This is a genomic window from Leptolyngbya sp. FACHB-60, from assembly GCF_014695775.1.
GTDB lineage: Bacteria > Cyanobacteriota > Cyanobacteriia > Phormidesmidales > Phormidesmidaceae > Nodosilinea.
The window spans coordinates 1-23,099 of sequence record NZ_JACJOX010000023.1 but is presented as its reverse complement, the minus strand read 5'-3'; the positions used below and the strand labels follow the sequence as shown (position 1 = coordinate 23,099).

Genomic DNA, 23,099 nt, shown 5'->3' with positions numbered 1-23,099 from the left:
TTAGGTGACTAGGGTGACGGTGCCAGTATCGAGGTCGTAGCGGGCACCGACCACTTGAAGCTGGCCTGACCGCTGGCGATCGCGCACCAGCGACGACATCAGAACCTGCTCGACTTGGTAACGCACATTGGCCGTCACTGCGTTGTCCACCGCATCCCCAGGCTGCCCCTTCACCTGGTTCACCGCCGGCAAAATCGCCTGCACAAAGGTGCCGATATCTCCCGGTAGCGGTTCATTTTTCACGGCTGCCGTCACTGCACCACAGCGCTCGTGACCCAGCACCATCAGCAGCGGAGTTTCTAGCAGCTCCACAGCATACTCAATGCTGCCCACCACCTCAGGCGTGGCAATGTTGCCCGCTACTCGCACATCAAAGATATCGCCCAGGCCCTGGTCAAAGATGATCTCAGCTGCCACCCGCGAGTCGGCACAGCTGAGCACCGTGGCAAAGGGATGCTGGGACTGGGTCAGCTCGAGCACCCGCTCCTCCGACTGGTCGGGGTGTTCAAGGTGGTGCCCGGTAAACCGCTGGTTGCCGTCTATCAATCGCTGCAGCGCCTCTTCAGGGCTGAGGGATGACGGTGCTAAAGTTGCTGCCGCCGCTGATTTTGTCGGCCAGATTGCTGGCCCTAGCGTCGCTAACCCCAACAATCCACCGCCAAGAGTCAGTACCCGGCGGCGATCGATACCTCTATCGCTATGGTCCATAACTCAATTCCTTACAGCGACGCCACACATTTCACGGAGCGAATTTCCATCACATCGGAGATGTAACAGGTGCCGCCAAATTTGTTCAGCAGCGGCCGCACGTTCTCGGCTACGGTTTTGATTTCGTCAGGCATGCAAAACGCGACGATGTAGACGTTGTCGAGCATAGTCATGTCGAGGTCTTCGCTTCCGCCCCGCAGCCCCTCGCCTTCGACGTTGCGGATCACCGCATGACCATGAACTCCTGATTTTTTCAGGCTGTCTAAAATCTTGGCCAACTCAAAGGAGTTGGCAATAATCTCAATCTTTTTAACAGGATGCATGGGCTTAGCTCCACAACAGGTTAATGCCGTACAGATAAAGCGGAATTCCAACAATAATGTTGAACGGAAACGTGACCGCTAAAGCCGTAGAAACGTACAGGCTCGGGTTGGCCTCGGGCACCGTTAGCCGCATGGCCGCTGGAACCGCAATATAGGATGCGCTGGCACACAGCACCGCAAATAGGAGGGCATTACCTTGGGACATATCGATCGCCCTGGCGATTAGCAATCCAACGCCTGCATTCAGTATTGGGATCAGTATGGCAAAGGAAATTAGGAACAAGCCGGTTTTTTGCAAGTCTTTAATGCGCCGGGCCGCGACTAAGCCCATGTCGAGCAAGAAGAAGGTCAGCACACCGTAGAACATCTGCTGGGTAAAGGGCGACAAGACTTCCCAACCGTGCTCTCCGGTGAGCACACCGATGATTAAGCTGCCGACCAACAAAAAGACTGAGCTGTTTAGAAAGGCATCCCGCAGGACCTCAGACCAGACAAATTCTCGCTCTTCGTCCCTGGCGAAGAAGTTCACTAGAATCAGCCCGACAATGATGGCGGGGGATTCCATTAGGGCTAGGGCGGCCACCATAAACCCGTCGAAGGGCATGCCCAACTCGGTGAGGAAGGAGCTGGCCGTAATGAACGTAACGGCGCTGATCGAGCCGTAGGTGGCGGCGATCGCTGCTGAGTCGTAGGTGTCGAGCTTCAGCCGTAGAATAAAAAATGTGTATAGCGGCACGACGCAGGCCATCACGATCGCCGCCAAAATCGTCAGAACTACCTGCTGGTTGATACCACTCTTAGTTAGCTCAACCCCACCTTTAAACCCAATCGACAACAGCAAATACAGAGAAAACAGCTTTGGAATTGGCGGCGGAATTTCTAAATCAGATTTAACTAAAACAGCTATCATTCCCAAAAAGAAAAATAGCACTGGAGGATTCAGAATGTTGGACACGATCAAGTTGGCATTCATGTCCACCTCTTCTGATGCAGATATCGCCGAAACTTAAACAAACTTTGCATGCTGTCAACTATTATTGCCCTATGCCCCCATGGTGTATCGCGTCGAATCCCCCCCTGTCAATGGTTTCGTTAAAATCTTTGCCGTTCTGCCTATGGACAGAATGGTCGTTTTTCGAACTGTTCGAAACCTTTTTAGAAAGACTGGGAAAGCGTAGCTACTGGGGAATTAATGGAGAATTTTGATTACTCACCACTTGATCCCTGTCAAAACGATCATGATAGACGGGTGATGCTGAATCTTACTTAAACCCTATTCAAAACAGGATGCTCGGTAGGGACAACCGGTCGAACCTCTCGTCAAATTCGGGGCTAACAAATAGGCGATCCGTAGTGCTTAACTCTAGAGCATTGTCTGACAACTTTTCACATCAATAGCTAAACTGCTCAATAAAAAAGGAGCCAACCACTAGCGGGCTAACTCCTAGAGTTTATTGTTCTGTCAAATTCAAACGTACAGATCGGCCAATAGTGGAACCTCGCAAAGCTAATTGCTGCTTGGTCAAAACCTATTTAACCCGTCTACAAGCATCTCAATTTTTGATGCTCATCAGACTAGTAATAACTAGCCCCAAAGGGTTCATTAGCCGGTGCCCATTGAGGGCATCTGCTGCTACCCGAGAGTGACTTTTTACGCGCCCATACCGGTGACCGCGTCGCGGGTAAAGGTAATCCGCTGTTCAAAGTCCAAGGCTTTAATTTGGTCAACAAACCCCTGGGTGTTCTCAGGCAAGGAGTAGTCGCTGGGGACGTTAATGATCTCGCCCGACTCCATACCCTGGGCTAGTAGTAGCCAAGTCTCTAGCTTCGACGAGGGGCTGAGGGCACCATACAGTTTGCTGATGTCGGTATCAGCTCGGTTGGCGATATCGCGCTGAGCCTGAAGTTGGTCATCTTTGGACAGAACGACTATGTGGTCGTAGAGGGTTTGGCCCATTCCTTCTACCTTGCTATCGGGGTTAGGATTGAGCTGATCTTTGATGTCTAAATAGCCGTACCACAACAGCGCTAGCTGGGTGTCAGCATCGAAGTTTGCAAACTGTTGTAGAGGCTCTTTAATCGCGTCTAGAGTTGAGTTAGTCATGGGGACTTCCTGTGTAAGGTTCTGCACTGTGCTTTTCCGACAAAACCTGAGTTCAAGCTGAACTGAAGTTTTGAAAAGGTTAGGCTAACAACGCTTTCGTTACAGACCTTAACGATTAAAGGCAAGTGATGTTGTCTGCCAGAAGGGATAACCCAAAAACCCTCGATTTGACAGAGTGACAAGGTCGCACAGGACAATTAAAGGGGTTTAAGAGGCGGCGATCGCCTCAGAAAACTCTGCGGCGGTCGAACCCTGGACTATTACCGGAGCCTCATACTGAGCCGCAAGGGCACCGAGCAGCGCGTTGGTGTGCCCCGTCCAGCCGATGATGCCATCTTGGGCGCGCACCATTTCGAGGGTGGACTGCTTAAATTCGGGAAAGTAGCTCTCGGTGGCATCTTCGACCAGCAGGCATTCGTAACCGCGATCGTTGGCCTCGCGCATGGTGGTCTGCACGCAGACTTCGGTAGTAACGCCGGTAATAATCAGGTGGGTAATGCCTTGGGCTTTGAGGTGAGCCTCTAGTTCAGTGGCATAGAAGGCTCCCTTGCCGGGTTTAGGAATAATGACCTCGTTGGGCAACGGCGCGAGTTCGGGAATGATGCTGTTGCCCGGTTCGCCCAGCACCAAAACTCGCCCCATGGGGCCGCGATCGCCGATTTTGAGCGAGCCATTGCCGCGATCACGCTTCGATGGGGGACAGTCTGAGAGATCTGGCAAATGCCCTTCTACGGTCTGAAAAATCGGCAGATGGTAGCGCCGAAACGCCTCCTGCAACGCCTTGACGTTGGGAATGATCGATCGCAGCAGGGTGACATCGTTGCCCAGGGCATCGCCAAAGCCGCCGGGCTCGATGAAGTCGCGTTGCATGTCGATGATGAGCAGCGCCAGGCCGGTGGGGGGGAGGGGGTAGAGGTAGGGTAGGGCGGGCAGGGGCATGGTGAATGGGTAAGGGTGGATGGGTTAGGGGCGGACGGCGTCTGCCCAATGCTTCGCCATAAAACGGGAAGATGGGTGAGATCAGCCCTATTCTTCGATTTGGACGGGTTTGGCCCAGATGGCGAGAACGATGCAGCCGTCAAGGCTGCTGACAGTGTGGCGGGTGCCGGGAGGGTTGATCACCAGGGTGCCCGCTGTGTAGGTGCCGTTAGTGTCGGTTTGCGAGCCGGAGAGCACCAAAACATGCTCAAAGCCGGTGTGGCGATGGTAGGGAACGCTGGCCCCAGGCTGATAGCGCAGCAGGGCAGCGGCGGACCCGTTAGGCTCTGGTGAATAGAGCCGGTGGATCTCAACGCCGGGGCGAAAGGGTTCCCAGAGTAAATTGTTGGCCTGGGCCAACTGCCAAAGCTCAGGCAAAATCGTGGATTGGATCGTTTCCATAGGGTTAGTGTCCGGCCATTTTGTGGCCCAGGGTTTTGATGTCGGCGGTGGCGGTGGGGCTTTCGTAGACTAGCTCGCCGGTGCTGATCACAAAAATGCGATCGCTCAGCTTCAGCAGCTCATCTAGATCTTCGCTCACCAGCAGCACCGCCACGCCGCGATTGCGGGCAGCCAGTATCTGGCTGTGAATGTAGTCAACGGCAGAAAAGTCGAGGCCAAAGCAGGGGTTCGCGGCAATCAGCAGGTTGATGTTAGTAGACGACAGTTCGCGGGCCAGCACGGTGCGCTGCACGTTGCCACCGGAGAGATGACCCACCGGGGTATCAACCGACGGGGTTTTAACCGAAAACCTCTGGACTAAGCCCTCAGCCATGCGCCGAATGTTGCTGAGGCTGAGCAGCCAGCCGTGTCTGGCCTGGGGTGGGCAGTCGAAGGTACGCAGGGCCATGTTTTCGGCCACGCTCATGTGGGGCACGCAGGCGTTGCGCAGTGGTTCTTCGGGCAGGGTGTAGACCTGGTGGCGGGCCATTTCTCTGCGGGTCGGCTGGTAGGGCTCGCCGTTGACGAGAATGTCGCCGCTGTGGCGGGGGCGCTGGCCGTTGCCTGAGACGCCCGCAATGCCGACGATTTCGCCGCTGTTGACAATGAGGCTGGCGCTGCACACGGCGGGCAGGCCGTTATCGCGATCGGCGCAGAGATCTTTGAGCTCTAAAACAGGCCGCGAATCGGCGATCGCGACCTTTGCGACCGGGGTGGCCTCTTTCTTTTCGCCCAGCATCATGTGGGCCATGTCATCGACGGTTAAATCGCGCACGTAGCCGTGGCCCGCCAGTTTCCCCTTGCGCAGCACCGTCACCTCGTCGGTAAAGGCCATCACCTCGCGAAACTTGTGGGAAATCATCAGCACGCTAAGGTGGCCAGCGGTAACTTCTTCCCGCAGCAGGCCCAGCACTTCGTCGGCTTCGTCGGGGGTGAGCACCGAGGTGGGCTCATCGAGAATCAGCACCCGGCTGTTCAGGTACAGCTGCTTGAGAATTTCAAGCTTTTGCTTTTGGCCCGCCGCCAGCTGAGAGATGGGGGTGCGCAGATCGATCTGAAAGGGCGAGGTGGCCATGAAGGCGTCGAGGCGATCGTACTCGGTCTTCCAGTTGATCCACTGGGGGCTGTCGTAGCGCGACAGCACTAGGTTTTCGGCCACGGTCATCGCGGGCACCGAGGTGAAGTGCTGGTAGACCATGCCAATGCCGAAGTGGTGGGCATCCTTGGGACTGGCAATGGTGCGCGACTGCTTGGCTACTAGTACATCGCCCGAGGTGGGGGTATAAAACCCCATGATGCATTTCACTAGGGTGCTTTTGCCGGCCCCGTTTTCGCCCAGCAGGGCGTGAAAGCTGCCAGGGGTGACTTTGATCGAGACCTGATCGAGGGCGGTGAAGGTGCCAAAGCGTTTGGTGAGGTTGATCACCTCTAGCTCGGGCGGGGCGGTTTTGGTCTGCGGTGCAGCAACTGCGGTTTTCATAGGGGAGTAGGGAGTGATGGGAAGATTAGGAGAAAGTAGAGTGCGCTTGCGGAACAGCCGTAGGGCGGGCAGTGCCCAACTCCCCAAAACTCGTTTCGGAATGGGCCAAAGCTTCGATCAGGGCTTCGGAATGGGCCACCGCGCCGAAGACACCGCCCTGCATTTTGACCATCTTCAGCGCGGCCAGGTGGTTGCTGTAGTCGGTAGCGCCCGTGCAGTCAGAGAGCAATAGGCACTCGTAGCCGCGATCGTTGGCGTCGCGCATGGTGGTGTGAACGCACACATCGGTGGTGATGCCCGCCAGAATAAGGTTGCGAATGCCTTTGCGGGTGAGAATTAAATCCAGATCGGTGGCGTAGAAGCAGCCTTTGCCGGGTTTGTCGATCACCACTTCGCCGGGCAGGGGTTGCAGCTCGGGGATGAGTTCCCAGCCGGGTTCGCCGCGCACCAAAATGCGCCCGCAGGGGCCGGGGTCGCCAATGCCCGCGCCGATCTGCCGCGATCGCCACTGTTTGTTCTCCGGCAGGTCTGACAGATCGGGACGATGGCCCTCGCGGGTGTGGATGATGGTGAAGTGGCGATCGCGCATCACCTCCAGCAGCTTGGCGATTGGCTGAATGGGGGCACGGGTGAGCGACAGGTCGTAGCCCATCTTGTCTACATAGCCGCCGATGCCGCAGAAATCGGTCTGCATATCGATCACAATCAGCGCCGTATTTTCGGGCCGCAACTCCCCATCGTAGGGGTATGGATACGGCTCGGCTTCAACGAAAATTCCCATGGGTTCTCTCCAGTTGAGTAGCTGATGGCGCCCTGTAGATTGGGTTAGAGCAAAGCGGCATCCAACAAATCTGCTGCTGTTGGGTTGCACTACGTTTTACCCAATCTACAGGGCGAAACATTCCTCCAAAATGCTTTAAAAGACGGCGGCAAACTGTTACTCCTGAGCTTGTCCCAATGCTCCTGGTGCGCGGGTCAACTACGCTTGGGCGAGCAGGTAATCACAATCAACAGGGTCAAAATGTACGGCGAGGCGTTGAACGAATAGTAGTAGGCGTCAATGCCCACCGATTGCAGGGCCGGGCCGATTGCCTGGGCACTGCCAAACAGCAGCGAGGCGTAGAGACACTGCACCGGGTTCCAGCGGGCAAAAATCACCAGGGCCACAGCCATTAAGCCCTGAGCGCTAGAGATCCGCTCTGACCAACTGCCGGGGTAAAAGAGCGATAGGGATGCGTCGCCAATGCGGGTCAAAAAACTGTCCGCCACAATGCTGGCCATCTGCACCCTCTGCGGCCACAACAAGTGGGCGGGATACGTTACCTTTAGCGCCGACGGCGATCGCCTGATTAGCTGTAGCCAAAACGAAACTATTCAGGTTTGGCAGAAACTGCTGACCCCGACGGCTTTATCTACTGTCATGCCCAAAGGCTGCGGGTGCTCCGTCCCTACAAAGGCATGGCGATCGCCGGGGTAACCGGCCTGACCGAAGCTCAAAAAGCGGCCTTAGTGACCTTAGTGGCCAGCGAAACCTCAGCCATCAGCCTAACGCCTTCGATCGCGCCTCTGTATTACCCCTAGAGTAGACTACACTCCAGATATCACACTGCCTCTAACCACTAGCCCTTAGCTCAGCCAGAGCTCCCCAACCCTAGGTTTGAGGCATTTAACCCCATGTTGACCCAGAGGTGGCCATGACATCTGAATTTGCCGTCGGCGATCGCGTCCGCCTCGCCGCTCTGCCCCCCTATTTCAAAACCGCCGACCCCATGCCCATGCTGCGGCCCGCCGATACGATTCCCTTAGGGGCCGAAGGGGTCATTCTCAACCGTCGCCCCGGTGGCTATTGGGGCATCAAATTCGACAAAGGGTCTTTTCTAGTCGATAGCCAGTTTTTAGAGCTAGCAGAAACCCCGGCAGACTAAACTACCGGGGTCTGCAAGTCATTCCTTGTCGCCAATTAGGCCGGTGATACTTCAGTGTCGGTTTCAGCGGCGGCGGGGCTATCTGCCGTAGTTTCAGCAGCATCACCTTCAGCAGCGGCAACAGTGTCTGCCGCAACGTCATCTGCTACCGTTTCTTCTGGCGCTGCTTCGGGCTCCTCGACAGCCTCAACCTTAGGCTTGGGTTTGGGGCCGCGCATGAGAGCGGGTGGGACCGAGGGCTTGCGATCGCGATCGTCGCGATCGCGACCTCTACCGCCGCCGCCCTCGCGCTTACCCTTACCCCTAGGGCGTTCCTCACCGCCACCGCCGCCGTCTTCTTTCACTCCCACGGTAATAATTTTTTTCTTGGGCTTCTCAGGGGAAGCATCCGGCGTGTCTGACATGACTTTACAGTAGTTAACGTCGTGGAGATCTTACCCCGAATCTGGCCCTGGCCCAATCTCAATTCAGCAGCAGCTTTGGCCGCTTCGCCAATTCCAATGCGTCACTAAGCCCTCTCTAAACTGAGAGAACTTGGGGTTTAACGGCTTACTCGCCGAGAGGGCTAAGGCAGAATTTATAAGGCCTTCTGTATCAGCGCCAATTGTAGGCTAGCTGGCATTAGCGAGACCTGAGTCCAGAAGAATCAGGTCTCGCTAATGCCCCAATCGCTAGAAAGTCAGTCGACGACCCGCAGTCTGCCCTGGCTGAGCGCTTCATAAACCCGATCGATCAAGGCAGCATCATTGGGGCTTAGATCACGCTGAGAAAACATGGCCATCAACTGCTGTTGGTCGTTACGAGTTAGGCGACGGGCCGCAAACATTCGTTCGATGGTCTGCTCAAGGTTTGACATGGTAACGCACTCTGATTGGTCGAACCGTGGCTGTGCTGGGGAGTGTATAACACAAATTAAGTGTTACCCCCGTAAACTATAACGCTTTGTATAGTACCTCGATTTTAATAAGCGACTATAGCAGCCACATCGGCGGGATGACTTAGCTATTGACCTAAAGTTGCACGTCCGAAAAGTCATACCCCCGTATTTTCACGGATAGCGATAAGCCGTCGCCGGCTGGCCCCGTCGCGACAATACTCTGAAATCAATAGCTCACCGGGTATACTCGTGCCATAGGGGTATAGAGTCGACAGCTAATGCAATACCTGGCAAAGGTTCAAAAAAAGGCATTCCTGGGCGGTGCAGAACTGCTGCTGCTGGCCGAACAGACCTCTGAATCGACCTGGACGCTACTGCTCTCAGAACGGATTGTCGAAACCACCCGTCTCCTGGCCTTTCAGGAAGGAAATCTGGTGCTGGTTGACCTTGACAATTTGAATCAGATCGTTGCGGTGCAAGACGCTACTCCCTGGGTGCTGGGCTTAGTCGAGCACTATCTGGCCTATGGGGTCACTCCTGAAGCTTTAGAGCAAGAAATTGAGCGGGCCGAACGGTGGCGGCAGTCGCTAACCCTCAAAAGCCAGGAGGTCGATCGCCGCGCCCTCGAAACCGCCGCCCGCCGCGACGAAATTCAAGAGCTAGAGCGCAGCCTGAAGCAGGAACGCGAAGAATTAGAAATCCGCTGGCAGGCTTTACAGCAGATGAAGTCGGAAGGGGAAGATGGATGAGTGATGGGTAATGGAGGCAGTAAAGCTATCTCCTTCATTCCTATCTCCCCCATCCCCTCACCTACTCCATTACCCTACCTGGCATCTCTCCCCAGACGCTTGCCTATGCCCCAACATCCTGGTTGAATAGGGGCAATAAAAATGAAGTTTTATGACGGGGAAGGCCCTATGTATATCGTGCAGATTGCTTCGGAATGTGCCCCAGTTATTAAAGCTGGGGGACTGGGCGACGTAGTTTACGGCCTCAGCCGTGAGCTAGAAAACCGAGGCCACTGCGTCGAGATCATTCTGCCTAAGTACGACTGCATGCGGTACGACCACATCTGGGGGCTGCACGAAGCTTACAGCGATCTGGTGGTGCCCTGGTTTGGTACCGACATTCGCTGTGATGTGCTGTGCGGCTGGGTGCACGGTCGGCTGTGCTTTTTTATTGAGCCCAAGTCGTGGGAAATGTTCTTTAACCGGGGCTGCTACTACGGCTGCGATGATGACCCTATGCGGTTTGCCTTCTTTAGCAAGGCGGCAATGGAGTTTTTGCTGCGCAGCAACAAGCGCCCCGATGTGATTCACTGCCACGATTGGCAGACCGGGCTGATTCCGGTGATGCTGTTTGAGATCTACAAGTACAACGGTATGGAGTTTCAGCGCACGCTGTACACCATTCACAATTTCAAGCATCAGGGCTTTGGCGGCGGCGAAATTTTGGCGGCAACCGGCCTCAACCGGCCAGAGTATTACTTTCAGCCCTACCGACTGCGCGACGACTTTAACCCTTTTGCCATCAACTTGATGAAGGGGGGCATTACCTACGCCAACCACGTCAACACGGTGTCGCCCTACCACGCGTGGGAGGCCCAGCACACCGATCAGGGCTTTGGCCTAGGGCACACTCTGCACACCAATCAGCACAAGTTCTCGGGCATCCTCAACGGTATTGACCCAGAGGTGTGGAATCCGAAGAGCGATCGCTACATTCCCCATCACTACGGCCTGACGACCTTCGAAGATAAGGTGCTAAATAAAAAGGAACTGCGCGATCGCCTACTGCTGGGCCAGAGCGACAAACCCCTGGTGGCCTTTATTGGCCGTCTGGACGATCAAAAGGGCGTCCATCTCGTTCACCACGCTATGTACTACGCCCTGGAGCGAGGGGCGCAGTTTGTGCTGCTGGGCTCGGCCACTGAAAAGAGCATCAACGACTGGTTCTGGCACGAAAAACTCTTTCTCAACGACAACCCCGACGTGCACCTCGAACTGAGCTTTAACGAGGAATTGGCACACCTGATTTATGCCGGGGCCGACATGATTGTGGTACCCAGCAACTTTGAGCCCTGCGGCCTCACCCAGATGATTGGCCTACGGTACGGTGCCGTGCCCATTGTGCGTGGCGTGGGCGGTTTGGTGAACACTGTGTTTGACTGGGACTACGACACCCTACACGGGCAGGAAGAGCGCAACGGCTTTGTCTTCTTTCAAAATGACACGGTGGGTCTTGAGTCGGCGATGAACCGCGCCTTTGACGTTTGGAACCAGGAACCCACGATTTTCAAGCAAATTGCTCAGCAGGGCATGGCCTACGACTTTTCCTGGAATCATCCGGGGCAGGCTTACATTGACCTGTATGAGTATGTGCGCCATAAGTAGCACAAGATACAAAATATTTCTTTAAGCGGCACTGGATTGACGGTTTCTTGATGGATGTAAAGCTGATGTAGAGCCGCTCTGCTGACCTTAGCGATCGCCTTCAGGAAATGGGCAAGCTTGGGGATAGGCCTACCACTCAGCGCCCTAAACGGCGTCTGTTAAATGAATGTCTGCCGGATCCGACGCCACCCTGCCTAAACTCACTCGCGCGAAGCTGCTCCGGGGTCAGGGGGATGCCCTCTATGCCATCGGTCGCTATAGCGAGGCCCTGTCACGGTTTCAGACCGTGCTCACTCTTGACGCCGCCGACTACGAGGTGTGGACCCTGCACGGTTTTTGTCTGGCAGCCCTAAAGCAGTTTGAGGCCTCGATCGAAAGCTTTAACCAGGCGATCGCCTGCTGCCCTGACTACGGCCTAGCCTGGCACGGCAAGGGGCACGCCCTGGCCAAGCTCAGCCACTTTGAAGAAGCCGTCACCCATCTAGAGCGGGCCGTCAAGCTCAGCTCCGACGATAACAAAGCCTGGTATAACCTCGGGACTGCCCAAAACCAGCTGCGTCGCTACCGCGATGCCGTCGCCAGCTTTGAGCACAGCCTCAAACTTAGCCCCCAAGACCATCGGGCTCGCTATAACCTGGGAGTTGCTCTCTGCGGCCTGCACCGCTACGAAGACGCTCTTCAGGTGTTGCACCAGGCCCTGGGCCAAAAGCCCGATGCCCACTATATTTGGAACCAGCAAGGTACGGTGCTGATTCAAATGGGGCGCTATGGCGAGGCCATTCAGAGTTTTGACATCTCCCTCAATCACCAGACCCACAACCCCAACGCCTGGTATGGCAAGGCCCGCGCCTATGCCATGGCCGGTGACCTAGAGCAAACTCTCAAAAACCTCTACCGCACCTTTGTCCTTAGCCCCTACATGTATCGGGTGATGGTGCAGATTGATGCCCATTTCGACACTATGCGCCACCATCCCCGCTTTAAACAGCTCGTAGATGGAGCCCAATAGGCTGCGCAGAATAGTTAGCCGTGGCAGTAACCCTGTACGCTTAGCGCCTTAGATCGGGGTGCTATAGTGACCTGCGAACAACTACAGGACAGTCAAGGCGATGGTGCAAACACCGGCAACACCAGCTACCGGCGGTACGGTGGCCCTGCGGGGGGCGCTATTAGACTGCGTAGACGATCCCTTTTATGCCCCCGAGGCTCAGGCCATGCGGTATATCCCCGATGGGCTGCTAGTGGTGCAGAACGGTCACATTGCAGCTCTAGGCTCCTACGAGGAGATAGCTCCCACCCTAGGCGATATCCCTGTCAAGAATTACGCTGGCAAGCTGATTACCTCTGGCTTTATTGATACCCACATCCATTATCCTCAAACGGGTATGATGGCCGCCTACGGCGAGCAGCTGCTGGAGTGGTTAAATCGCTACACCTTTCCAACTGAGGGTAAGTTTGCGGATGCCGACTATGCGCGATCGGTGGCCGAGTTGTTTCTCGATGAGCTGTTGAAAAATGGCACTACCACGGCCCTAGTGTTTGCGGCGGTGTTTCCCCAATCGGTGGATGCCTTTTTTGAGGCCGCTGAGGCTCGCCACCTGCGTATGATCAGCGGCAAGGTGATGATGGATTGCAACGCCCCTGACTACCTCAGCGACACGGCCCAGTCCTCCTACGACGAGTCGAAGGCGCTGATTGAGAAGTGGCATAACCGGGGGCGGCTGCTTTACGCCGTCACCCCTCGGTTTGCGGGCACCTCTAGCGAAGCCCAGCTGAAGCTGGCGGCCCAGTTACTAGATGAATTCCCCGATGTCTATTTACATACCCACCTATCTGAAAACGTCAGCGAAGTGGCCTGGATCAAAGAGCTGTTCCCCCAGTATCAGGGGTATTTAGATGTGTACGACCAGACCGGGTTGGTAAGAGAGCGATCGCTGTTTGCCCATGGAGTGCAGCTCACCGATGCCGAGTTTCAGCGGCTCTCCGAGGCCAAGGCGGCAATTTCCTTCTGCCCCACCTCTAACCTGTTCCTCGGCAGCGGCCTGTTTCGCATCGAGCAGGCCAAAAACCCCGAGCACCCGGTCAAAGTGGGCTTGGGTACCGACGTGGGCGCGGGTACCAGCTTTTCTATGCTGCAAACCACCAACGAAGCCTATAAGGTGGCTCAGCTGCGGGGGCAAAAGCTTTCGGCTTTTAAAGCGCTCTTTCTCGCTACCCTAGGCGGGGCCAGGGCGCTGTGTCTGGAAGACAAACTGGGCAGCTTTGATCTCGGCAAGGAGGCCGACGTTGTGGTGCTCGACCCGCAGGCTACGCCGCTGCTGGCGCTGCGTAATGAAAAAGGAATTCCTGGAACTCTGGAGGAGCTAGCGGATGTGCTGTTTTCGCTGGTGATTATGGGGGGCGATCGCGCCGTTACGGCCACCTATATCTTCGGTGAGTTGGCTTACAGCTCCGAATCGCCCTGAACCCCCTCGATGATTCGCGATAGCTCACTCTTCTCATCCACCGCAATCCGGGTAGGCGAGCCGCTGATGATCCGCTCCAGGTTGCGGAAGGAGTCTTTAATATCTGGCCCCTGGCTGTTGATCGTGTATTCACGAATGCCCTTATCGTGCCACGAGCCACGCATTTTAAACACGTTGATCGCCCGCGACAGCTCACCCCGCACCTCAACGTACTGCAGCATTAAAATCGTGTCGGTAATGGTCGAAATGTGGGACTCAGTAATTGAGTGCAGCCCCATAAACTGCTCGGTAGTGTTGGTAAAGAAGCCCGTGATCTCCTCCTGCTTGGCAAAGCCCGTCACCCCAATCACAAACTGCCGGAAGGAGTTGTTACTAACGCCGCGATCGAGGGCCGATAGCGAATCGATCGCCACCCGCGACGGCTTGAACTGCGAAATCTCGGTCTTGATGATTTGCAGATGGTCTTCTAAACCCGCCGACTCGGGGTAGGCGCAGATAATTTTCAGCAGCCCCTGCTCCTCCATGGCCTCAAAGTCGACACCCCAGGAGTAGGCGTTGCGAGAGAGCTGAGCGCGCGACTCTTCGTAGGCAAACAAGATCGCCCGCTCGCCGCTCTTGCAGCCATCCACCAAGAACTTGCTGACCAGCAGGGTCTTGCCCGTGCCGGTGGCCCCGGTGGCGAGAATGATCGAATCTTTGAAAAAGCCGCCGCCGCACATTTCGTCTAGGGTGGGCACCCCCGACGACACCCGCGTGTTGGACGATCGCTGGGTCAGCTGCATCGCCCCCAGCGGGAAGATATTGATGCCGCCGTTGGTAATGGTAAACGGGTACTCCCCCTTCATGTGGGTGGTGCCCCGTAGCTTGAGAATCTCCATGGTGCGGCGGCGGCGCTCCCCCTCCAGGGCATTGCGCACAATCACCACGTTGTCTGAGACAAACTCCTCCACGCCAAAGCGGGCTACCGGCCCGTACTCATCCAGACGCTCGGTGGTCATCACCGTAGTCACGCCCATCAGCTTCAGACGGGCCACCATGCGAAAGATCTCCCGCCGCACCACCGAGGCGGCATCGTACTGCTGAAACACCGCTGTCACCGAGTCGATGGAGACCCGCCGCGCCTTGTACTTACGGATGGCGTACTGAATGCGCTCAATTAGCGCCGACAGGTCAAAGTTGCCCACCACGTCCTGGCCTTCGGGGTCGGGGGAGGCGTCGAGAATAAACAGCTTGCCGTCGTCCACTAGGCGCTGCAAGTCCCAGCCAAAGCTGTAGGCGTTTTGAATGATGTCTTCGGGGGATTCTTCGAAGGTGACAAACACCCCCGGCTCGTCAAACTCCGTAATGCCGTTGTAGATAAACTGCACCGCAAACAGCGTCTTACCGGTACCCGAGGTGCCGCTTACCAGGGTCGATCGCCCCGCCGGCATGCCCCCGTGGCTGATGTCATCGAAGCCTTCAATCAGGGTGCGAATTTTACGCACGCCCGGTGGGTGGGGGGATGGCTGCAAATCGGTTTGGTCAGAATCTGTCATGGGAGATCGCTAAGGTCATGGGCAGCGTGCCGCCCTTAATAAACTACAGGAAATCTTGAGGATTAAGCATACCCGAACCGGCTGCTCTACCGGATTTAAGCCCGCTGTCCCCAGACGTTAGGCGTCCCTTGCCAGCCATCGGGGACTTGCTCACTGGAGCCGAAGCTGCTAGCCGTAAATGTCGTCTTCGCGCAGCTCATCGTAGAGCAGGTCGAGGCCAATCAGCACGCGCTCGCGGTCCGACAGGTCGCCAATAATTTTGCGCACTGGCGGTGGCAGAATCTTGGCTAGGGTGGGGGTCGCCAAGATTTTGTCTTCCTCGGCTAGCTGAGGATTTTTCAGCACGTCGATCACCTTGAGGGCATAGACGCCCTGAAACTCTTCTTCGAGAATATTGTTGAGGGTCTTGAGAGCGCGAATGGAGTTGGGGGTATTGCCCGCGACGTAAAGCTTAAGGATGTAGGTCTTTTTGATGGAGCTCATAGAACCCTCTGGGCTAAGCAGGAACAAGCATGATTGTATCGAGAGTTTTTGCGGTCAAAGACCGCGATCGCTCTAGGGTTCGCGGGGGACTGATCGCCGGTACATTTCGCACAGGTGGGCAATGACGTCGATCAGGGTGAGGCGGTAGTCCAGCAAGATCTCTTCACTGCGCCCCTCTAGCTTGAGCTGTTTTGAGAAGTGATCCATCAGCTCCATATGAATTTCAACAATCTGAGCCACAGAAATATCGGCCATGAACGCCTGATCAACAAAGTCGTCGATCAGTTGATTGAGGTTGATTTTGGCATTCTTGGCAAAATAGCCCAAAACAATAGTGCGGTAGTCGGTCTTGAGCTGACCCAAAAACGCCGCGCGGTCTTCGGGGCTCATGTGGCGCAAAAAAGAGCTGGGGCTGCGTTTGTAATAGACCCCCAGGTATCCTAACCGGGCTTTAAGTTTTTCTGTCAGGCGATGCTGCTGGGCGCTGAGACTATTGGAGAGGCCACTAGCTTTAGCGGCGGCGGTTGGCGACGAAGCCTTGGGATTGGGTAGCCGTAAAAAACCTTGAATGGCATTTTGAATCACCTGGTCAAGCTGGGGCAGGGCATCGACAGCGCGGTGCAATAAGGCTCCGGGGTAGGGCTCAGTTCCGGTAATGGGTACTGCGTTAGTCTCAAGCGACGAGTCAGCGAGGGAGTCTGGCAGGTCGATTAGCACCACCACCGGCAGCATCAGTCCTAGCTGCATCAGCGCCGGACGCAGAGCCTGTCGCCAAACCTCGTCATCGACCACCAAGCAATCGGGTAGATCTGGGCGACTCTGTAGCCAGTCGAGGGCGTCACCGAGCACAGCTGTTTGATGCACTACGTAGCGGCTAGGATCCAGATTTAACTCGGGACCTTGCTTGACCTGATCACCGTGGGTCAGGATACAAATTTGAAGAGGAGCAACCAAGGGGCGACAGGGGTAAGCGGGATAGGAAAAACGCCTGGAACGACGTTCAAAGCAGAATAGCCAGAACCCGTCTGGGCCAGAACGTACTACACCGGCCTAGGAGATATCAGGATATTGTCAATTGTAAAGGGTGGTTGTCAGAATACAGCCTGCCCCCTAAACCTGGAAGCAAACCCCTTGGGGGATGAACCCATGGCGCTGCCGCCCCTCGACCACGTTTTGAGCCCTATTCCGGCCTACGGTTTGACGACTCCCCTGGGCAAAATTGCCTATGACCTAGGGCAGCTGGGGGGAGTAACCCCTAGCCATATTGTTGTGGTCAACGACGAGCATCAGCCCTTGGGGGCGATCGCCGTCGGGCGACTGTGGGCGCTCAGCCAGGGCACTTCGCCGCTAGATGGGTTGAGCGAGACCGCTATCCTACAGCTAGCCGACTGCCAACCTTGGCTAAAACCCGTTGTTGAAATAATGGATAGTGAGTGGGGTGATCGCGCCACCAGCACCCGGCTTAGAGCCCTGGCCCTGGAAGCGACCGCTGCTGTTTGGGTGAGCACCAGCACCGCCGGTCAGTATTTGGGGGTGCTCGACCCCGTTAAGCTCATGCCCTGGCTGGCCGAATCCGGCTCGGAGATTGGCTCAGAGAGCGGCGATCGCGCCGCGCCACCGCTGGGGCTGGGACAGCAGGCCTGGGTGCTGGAGCTCAGCCATGCCTTAAAGACCCCGATGACAACCTTGCTAGGGCTATCGACCCTGCTGCTCGACAGCCGGGTGGGGTTGCTCAGCGATCGCCAGTTTCGCTATGTCAGCCTGATGCGGCAGGCAATTCGCAAGCTAACGGGCCTGATTAACCTGCTGCTCGACTGGATGCGGCTAGAGTCTGGCCAGCTTAGTCTGAGCACTCAGCGCGTATATCTCCAGCCCCTGGCCAATGAGCTGCTGCCCAGCTTTGTTACTGCCCAGCCCGAGGGCGGCGGAGCAGCGGTCGCTTGGGCCGATGACTTTACGGTGTGTCTGGCGATCGCAGAGGGCTGGGTGCAGGCCGATCCCCTGCGCTTGCGCCAGAGTCTTCACTATGGCTTAAGCTACCTAATTGCCTACGGCGCTACTCCTGGCGGGGTGACAATTGAGTCCTGGGGGCCATGGCTGGGAATCACCCTATGGAGTTCAACCTTCATCGTTGACCCTGGCCCACCTTTGGGAACAACGGTCGCCCCAGGCCTCACTCAGCCTGCCCCTCAGGCACTCGAGGGATTAGGTCTCGCCCTGGCCCGTCGCTTTACTCAGCTCCAGGGTGGTGAACTCAGCGGCCTGAGTGCCCCTAGCTGGGGTAGTCGCATTACGCTGCTGCTGCCCCAGCTAAGGACACCCCATGGGGGCGAAACCACGCTAGTGCTGCTGGCCAGCGACAGCCAATCCGTAGTTGACCAGGTCTACGGCAGTCTGCAGGGCAGCCCCTATCGCCTAGCGGTGGCCCCCTGCTGCCAAACCCTGGCGGCTATGCAAGGTCGCCTTGCCCCCCGCTGTACGCTGATTCATTGGGAAGGGCTGGCCGATGCCCCGGTTGATCCGGCGTCTCAAATGGCTCTGCTGCAGCGCCTAGAGATCCCTGGGGCAGTGGCCCTGCGGTCATCTTCAGAGGCGATCGCCGCCACCTCTGAAACTACGATGCCAAAGACGCTATATCTTGAAACCTTGACTCAGACGTTGCGGTCTACCCTAGATCACATTTGCCTGGTGCCATCGGTGTCGCCGCCCCTCCCCGACGGGCTGACTATGCTCCTGCTGCGCCCGTCGGGGGGAGGCAGCGCGTTGCCTCCCCTGGTGCACACCTGGTTACAGCGCTACCACTGTCGCCTGTTGCAGGTAGACGATCTGCACCAGGCCAGCCTGCTCAGCCGGGTCTGGCAACCCAAAGCAGTCATTTTAGACGGGGAGGGGCCGATCGCTACCTCCTACCTCCAGGCTTTGGCCCGCTATCCAGACCTGGCCCACCTGCCCCTGATTGCCCTGATGCCTCTGGCCGAGCAGGACGCCGTGGGCCTGGGGTTATCCCTAGTGTTTTGCCCAGAGGCGCTAACCCAGCCGCCTGCCCAAGCGGTGGTAAGTCTTATGCGGGCGATCGCCCAGCCCGGCCCGACCCCCGATTGAGCAAAAGCCATTCATTCTGACCTGCGGTGGCCAAACTGGCGTGTGCAGTATAGTTGAGCAGCATTCCTAAGCGCGACTTTGGGCATATTGAGACCACTGCCACGGGCACTAAAACCGCCAAGCCAAGCCAATGACCTATGCACGACCCCGAGATCCATCGCGTTAACTCCGGAGTTTCTCCTCCATCGGTCGGCTTTTTTGTCTCTAACCCTGCCCTCTACTGGCTTGCCCTAGCACTGCTGAATTACCCTCACAAGGATGGGAAAACCGCTTTTCTGGCGCTGCCTTCAAGCACAGCGACCCCTCAGCGGCTGATTGATGTGATGCCAGGCATTGTGTTTCAGGCCGATGGCGATGCTGGCTGGTCAATGCGCTACCTCAGCGCTGGCTGTCATGCCCTGACCGGCTACCAGCCTGAAGAGCTGCTCAGCCCAGACTACCCAACGTCGTACAACACTATTACCCACGCCGCCGATCTTCCCCGAGTATTGGCGAAAATTCAGCAGGCGGTCAATTCAGATCAGGCCTATGAGGTGAAGTACCGCATCCACACCCGCTGCGGCGAGGAGAAATGGGTTTGGGAGAAGGGATCGCTCATCGTCGATGACCATGGCCAAGTCAACGGCATTGAGGGATTTATTACCGACATCACCCCGCTGAAACAGTCGGAAGCGGCCCTGCGCCAGGTAGAGCAGGCTCTAAAAGCGCGGGAAGATCTACTAGAGCTGGTGTTAGACAGCATTCCTCAGCCCCTGTTTTGGAAGGACAGCCAGGGGCGCTATCTGGGCTGCAACCAGGCCTTTGCCACCGCCATGGGGCTGTCGTCGCCGACCGATATCGTGGGGAGCACCGACACCGCTCTGCCCCACCTAAACGTAGAGGAAACCGCCTACCGAGCTGCTCGCGATCGCCTAGTGATGGTCGAGGGCGTCGCCGATCTCCGGGCCATTGAGCCCCAAACTTACCCCGATGGTCGCCAGGGCTGGGTCGACTTTAGCCGCCTGCCCATGCGCGATGCCGACGGCACCGTGATGGGGGTGCTTTGCACCTTCGAGGATGTAACGGCGCAGCTTGCCTCCCAGCAAGCTCTCAAACGGCGAGAACAGACCCTGGCGACTCTGGCTGAGATTCAGCGCCTGCTGCTGGCCTGGCAGTGGGATTGGCAAGAGCCCTCTATTTTGGCGATTTTTGCGGCCTTAGGAGAGCTAGCTGGCGCTAGCCGGGTCTACTACTACGAGCTGCAAGGGGGCCAGGGCGGCCCCCTTTTCCTACGCCAGCGGGTAGAGTGGTCAGCTCCGGGTATTGGGTCTATGGCTGGCGACCCCCGGTTTCAAACCCTGCCTTTAGACCCATTCTTTAGCGATTGGCACACCCAGCTGCGACAGCAGCAGCCTATCAACCAGCTGGAATCAGACTTTTCTGACCTACAGCGCCAGCTGCTTAGCAGCCCGCCGAGCAATGTGAAGTCGATCCTGCTGCTGCCCCTGACCCTGCAAAACCGGCTTCAAGGGGTGATGGGGCTTAGCAACTGCCTTGCCCCTCACCCCTGGGCCGAGGCCGATGTTGACCTTCTCCAGGTGGTGACCGCTGACTTGGCCCTGGCTTTGGAGCGTCGCCAAGCCGAGCTGTCGCTGAAGCAGGCCGAGCTGAAATATCGCAGCATGTTTGAAAATGCCGTTGAGGGCATGTTTCAAAGCACTCCCGAGGGGCAGTATCTAACCGTAAACCGGATGCTGGCCAGGCTTTACGGCTACGAATCGCCCCAGGATTTGATGCAAACCCTGACCAATATTAACCAGCAACTCTACGTGCAGCCTGGCCGCCGCCAGGAGTTTACTGAGCTGATCCAGGCCGGTGGAGCGGTGTTGGGGTTTGAGTCTGAGGTCTACCGCAAAGATGGGGCCGTCATCTGGATCGCAGAGTCGGCGCGGGCGATCTATGACGATCGCAGCGCGCTGATTGGCTACGAGGGCACCGTCGAAGATATTACCGATCGCAAGCGGGGGGAGGCGGCTATTTTGCGCCGCGATCGCCTGCTGCAAGGGGTGGCCGAGGCCAGCCAGTGTCTGCTCACTACCACCGATATGCACCAGGCCATTCCCCAGGTGTTGGCCCGCCTGGGGGATGCAGCCACCGCCGATCGCGCCTATGTCTATACCCACCACCCCCAATCGCTCACTGGGGAACCGGCCACGACCTTGCGCTACGAGTGGACCACCCCAACAACGGCCCCAGGCATTGACCAGCCTCACTGGCAAGACCAGAGCTACCGCGCCCTGGGACTAGAGCGCTGGCTCACCCTTTTGCAGCAGGGCCAATCGATCTGCGCCCTAACCCGCCACATGCCCGCCGCTGAGCAGAAGGTGTTGCTTAGAGACGGCATTTTGTCGATTTTGATGGTGCCTATTTTCATCGATGCTGATCTGTGGGGCTACATTGGCTTTGATGCCTGTCAGCAGGAGTGGGAGTGGAGCGCCAGCGACGAGTCAATTTTGGTGACGGTGGCGGCCAGCCTAGGGGCTGCTCTCAAGCGTCAGCAGACCGAAGCTCAGATGTGCTATCAGGTCTACCACGACGCCCTCACCGGGCTGCCCAACCGAGCCTTTTTTGACCAGCATCTGCCCCAGGCGATCGCTCGCACCAGCCAGAACGAGCAGATGTTAGCCGTCATCTTTCTCGATCTCGATCACTTCAAAACCATCAATGACACCCTCAGCCACGCTGTCGGCGATCTGCTGTTGCAGCAGGTAACCCAGCGGATCAGCGTCGCCCTGCGGGCAGAAGATATTGTGGCCCGCTGGGGGGGCGACGAATTTACGCTAATTTTGCCCAACCTGACTACCGCCAGCGATGCCGCTAAAGTGGCCCAGCGCATTGCCGACCAGCTAACGAGCCCCTTTCTGCTGCAAAACCACGAGCTGCATGTCACTGCCAGCCTTGGCATCGCCCTATTTCCCCAAGACGGCCAGGATATGACCACTCTGCTGCAAAACGCCGACGCCGCTATGTATCGGGCCAAGCAGCAGGGTCGCAACAACTACCAGTTCTATACTCAGAGTCTCAGCACCGAGGCCGCCCAGCGCCTCAAGCTAGAGACCTATCTACACCACGCCCTAGGCCGCGACGAATTTGTGCTCTACTACCAGCCCCAGGTGAATGTCGTCACTGGGGTAGTAGTGCAGATGGAGGCTCTGCTGCGGTGGCAGCACCCTACCCTGGGGCTGGTAGCTCCGAACCAATTTATTCCCCTGGCAGAGGAAAATGGGCTGATTGTGCCCATTGGCGAGTGGGTGCTGCGCACAGCCTGCACCCAAGTAATGGCCTGGCACCGGGCGGGGCTGCCTCTGGTCAACCTGGCGGTCAACCTGGCGGCCCGCCAGCTCCAGCACCCCAATCTGGTCAATGTGGTCACTGCCGTGCTCAACGAAACCGGTCTACCCCCCACCTATCTAGAGCTAGAAATTACTGAAACGTCGGCCATGGCCGACATGGCCGCCTCGATTGAGCGGCTACGCGACCTGCGTCAGCTCGGCGTCAAAATCTCGATGGATGACTTTGGCACCGGCTACTCCTGCCTCAGCCACCTGAAGCAGTTTCCCCTCGACGGCATCAAGATCGATCGCGCCTTTGTCAAAGATCTGCCCCATAGCCCGGTTGACCAAGCCATGGTCAATGCCATCATTGCCATGGCCAAAGGGCTTTCTCTCAGTCTGGTGGCCGAGGGAGTTGAAACTGCCGACCAAACCCTGTGCCTCTACGAACTGGGCTGTACCGAAATGCAGGGTTACCTGTTTGGTTACCCCCAACCCGCGGCAAAGGCTGTGCCCTACCTACAGGCCAGCCATGGCCGAAAGTGGCGGTTGGAGTAGGCATGGGTAAAGGGTATAAGGCCTAGGGTCGGTAGTGTTCTAGACCTGTGTATTGGGACAAAATACGAAGAGTCCCGAACCCGCTCTCCACTCATGGTTCTCGAACCCATTTACTGCCCCACGTGTCACACCCTAGATGTCGTCAAAAATGGCAAAAGCGATGAAGGCAAGCAGCGCTATCGCTGCCGCAACCCCGAGTGTTCGCGGGCCTCTTTCATCCTCGACTACACCTACCGAGGCTACTTGCCTGAGGTCAAACGTCAAATCAGTGATATGGCCATGAATGGCAGCGGCATTCAGGGTACCGCTCGGGTGCTGAAGGTGAGTCCGACGACCGTGATTGAGGAACTAAAAAAAACATCGGCATCTGGAGCCGGTTAACCGAGCCCTGTTAGAGCAGACGCCAACGCCTCCCA

General features: G+C 57.0%; 22 protein-coding genes and 1 pseudogene. 9 read left to right on the top strand and 14 right to left on the bottom strand.

All coding sequences use genetic code 11. The features are described from left to right. The 9 genes and pseudogenes from H6F57_RS09090 to H6F57_RS09050 form a co-directional block, all read right to left on the bottom strand. Positions 1-708, bottom strand: a complete 708-nt coding sequence (locus H6F57_RS09090; RefSeq protein WP_190625294.1) for a carbonic anhydrase — start codon at positions 706-708, stop codon at positions 1-3. 11 nt (positions 709-719) lie between these two features. After that, complete coding sequence (locus H6F57_RS09085; protein ID WP_190625293.1) at positions 720-1,031, bottom strand: P-II family nitrogen regulator; 312 nt, start codon at positions 1,029-1,031, stop codon at positions 720-722. A 4-nt stretch (positions 1,032-1,035) separates the two neighbouring features. Next, positions 1,036-2,004 carry a sodium-dependent bicarbonate transport family permease gene (locus H6F57_RS09080; protein ID WP_190625292.1) on the bottom strand — a complete coding sequence of 323 codons (969 nt, stop codon included), beginning with the start codon at positions 2,002-2,004 and terminating at the stop codon, positions 1,036-1,038. A gap of 678 nt (positions 2,005-2,682) precedes the next feature. Beyond that, positions 2,683-3,135 (bottom strand): orange carotenoid protein N-terminal domain-containing protein, encoded by a 453-nt coding sequence (locus tag H6F57_RS09075; protein WP_190625291.1) that lies wholly within the window; start codon positions 3,133-3,135, stop codon positions 2,683-2,685. 207 nt (positions 3,136-3,342) lie between these two features. Beyond that, complete coding sequence (locus tag H6F57_RS09070; protein ID WP_190625290.1) at positions 3,343-4,074, bottom strand: isochorismatase family cysteine hydrolase; 732 nt, start codon at positions 4,072-4,074, stop codon at positions 3,343-3,345. An 87-nt stretch (positions 4,075-4,161) separates the two neighbouring features. Continuing rightward, a complete protein-coding gene (locus tag H6F57_RS09065; RefSeq protein ID WP_190625289.1) occupies positions 4,162-4,515 on the bottom strand; it encodes a cupin domain-containing protein in 354 nt (117 codons plus the stop codon). Positions 4,516-4,519: 4 nt separating this feature from the next. Further along, positions 4,520-6,034, bottom strand: coding sequence for an ABC transporter ATP-binding protein (locus tag H6F57_RS09060; protein ID WP_190625288.1), 1,515 nt, complete (start codon positions 6,032-6,034; stop codon positions 4,520-4,522). A 25-nt stretch (positions 6,035-6,059) separates the two neighbouring features. Then, positions 6,060-6,815 (bottom strand): isochorismatase family cysteine hydrolase, encoded by a 756-nt coding sequence (locus H6F57_RS09055; RefSeq protein WP_199289541.1) that lies wholly within the window; start codon positions 6,813-6,815, stop codon positions 6,060-6,062. A gap of 156 nt (positions 6,816-6,971) precedes the next feature. Beyond that, positions 6,972-7,324, bottom strand: a pseudogene (locus tag H6F57_RS09050) (ABC transporter permease); the annotation flags it as partial. A 90-nt stretch (positions 7,325-7,414) separates the two neighbouring features. On the opposite strand from H6F57_RS09050, the gene H6F57_RS09045 reads away from it, so the two are divergent. Continuing rightward, on the top strand, positions 7,415-7,615 hold the full coding sequence (locus tag H6F57_RS09045) for a hypothetical protein (RefSeq protein WP_190625287.1): 201 nt from the start codon (positions 7,415-7,417) through the stop codon (positions 7,613-7,615). Between the two features lie 113 nt (positions 7,616-7,728). After that, positions 7,729-7,959: a regulatory protein SipA gene (sipA, locus tag H6F57_RS09040; RefSeq protein ID WP_073609289.1), complete on the top strand. Its 231-nt coding sequence runs from the start codon at positions 7,729-7,731 to the stop codon at positions 7,957-7,959. A gap of 35 nt (positions 7,960-7,994) precedes the next feature. Here the strand turns inward: sipA and H6F57_RS09035 are convergent, their stop codons facing one another. Further along, entirely contained in the window at positions 7,995-8,363 is a 369-nt protein-coding gene (locus H6F57_RS09035) for a hypothetical protein (RefSeq protein ID WP_190625286.1), read from the bottom strand. A 275-nt stretch (positions 8,364-8,638) separates the two neighbouring features. After that, positions 8,639-8,815 carry a hypothetical protein gene (locus H6F57_RS09030; RefSeq protein ID WP_190625285.1) on the bottom strand — a complete coding sequence of 59 codons (177 nt, stop codon included), beginning with the start codon at positions 8,813-8,815 and terminating at the stop codon, positions 8,639-8,641. Positions 8,816-9,114: 299 nt separating this feature from the next. Between H6F57_RS09030 and H6F57_RS09025 the strand changes: the two genes are divergently transcribed. The 4 genes from H6F57_RS09025 to guaD all read left to right on the top strand — a co-directional run bounded on the left by H6F57_RS09025 (position 9,115) and on the right by guaD (position 13,694). Further along, complete coding sequence (locus H6F57_RS09025; RefSeq protein WP_190625284.1) at positions 9,115-9,585, top strand: hypothetical protein; 471 nt, start codon at positions 9,115-9,117, stop codon at positions 9,583-9,585. 168 nt (positions 9,586-9,753) lie between these two features. Next, a complete protein-coding gene (gene glgA, locus H6F57_RS09020; protein WP_190625378.1) occupies positions 9,754-11,229 on the top strand; it encodes a glycogen synthase GlgA in 1,476 nt (491 codons plus the stop codon). A gap of 166 nt (positions 11,230-11,395) precedes the next feature. Beyond that, positions 11,396-12,238, top strand: coding sequence for a tetratricopeptide repeat protein (locus H6F57_RS09015; RefSeq protein WP_190625283.1), 843 nt, complete (start codon positions 11,396-11,398; stop codon positions 12,236-12,238). 100 nt (positions 12,239-12,338) lie between these two features. Further along, complete coding sequence (gene guaD / locus H6F57_RS09010) at positions 12,339-13,694, top strand: guanine deaminase (RefSeq protein WP_190625282.1); 1,356 nt, start codon at positions 12,339-12,341, stop codon at positions 13,692-13,694. Here the strand turns inward: guaD and kaiC are convergent. The 3 genes from kaiC to H6F57_RS08995 form a co-directional block, all read right to left on the bottom strand. Continuing rightward, entirely contained in the window at positions 13,673-15,229 is a 1,557-nt protein-coding gene (gene kaiC / locus H6F57_RS09005) for a circadian clock protein KaiC (RefSeq protein ID WP_190625281.1), read from the bottom strand. The two genes, guaD and kaiC, sit on opposite strands and share 22 nt — an antisense overlap. Before the next feature lie 168 nt (positions 15,230-15,397). Then, on the bottom strand, positions 15,398-15,712 hold the full coding sequence (kaiB, locus tag H6F57_RS09000; protein WP_073609295.1) for a circadian clock protein KaiB: 315 nt from the start codon (positions 15,710-15,712) through the stop codon (positions 15,398-15,400). Positions 15,713-15,784: 72 nt separating this feature from the next. Next, positions 15,785-16,666: a circadian clock protein KaiA gene (locus H6F57_RS08995; protein WP_242024774.1), complete on the bottom strand. Its 882-nt coding sequence runs from the start codon at positions 16,664-16,666 to the stop codon at positions 15,785-15,787. A 177-nt stretch (positions 16,667-16,843) separates the two neighbouring features. Here H6F57_RS08995 and H6F57_RS08990 point away from each other — a divergent pair, with 177 nt between their 5' ends. From H6F57_RS08990 to H6F57_RS08980, 3 genes are all read left to right on the top strand, one after another. Continuing rightward, complete coding sequence (locus H6F57_RS08990) at positions 16,844-18,814, top strand: HAMP domain-containing sensor histidine kinase (RefSeq protein WP_190625280.1); 1,971 nt, start codon at positions 16,844-16,846, stop codon at positions 18,812-18,814. A gap of 137 nt (positions 18,815-18,951) precedes the next feature. Further along, positions 18,952-22,683 (top strand): EAL domain-containing protein, encoded by a 3,732-nt coding sequence (locus H6F57_RS08985; protein ID WP_190625279.1) that lies wholly within the window; start codon positions 18,952-18,954, stop codon positions 22,681-22,683. 93 nt (positions 22,684-22,776) lie between these two features. Next, positions 22,777-23,064 carry an IS1 family transposase gene (locus H6F57_RS08980; RefSeq protein ID WP_199289540.1) on the top strand — a complete coding sequence of 96 codons (288 nt, stop codon included), beginning with the start codon at positions 22,777-22,779 and terminating at the stop codon, positions 23,062-23,064. Positions 23,065-23,099 lie beyond the last annotated feature (35 nt).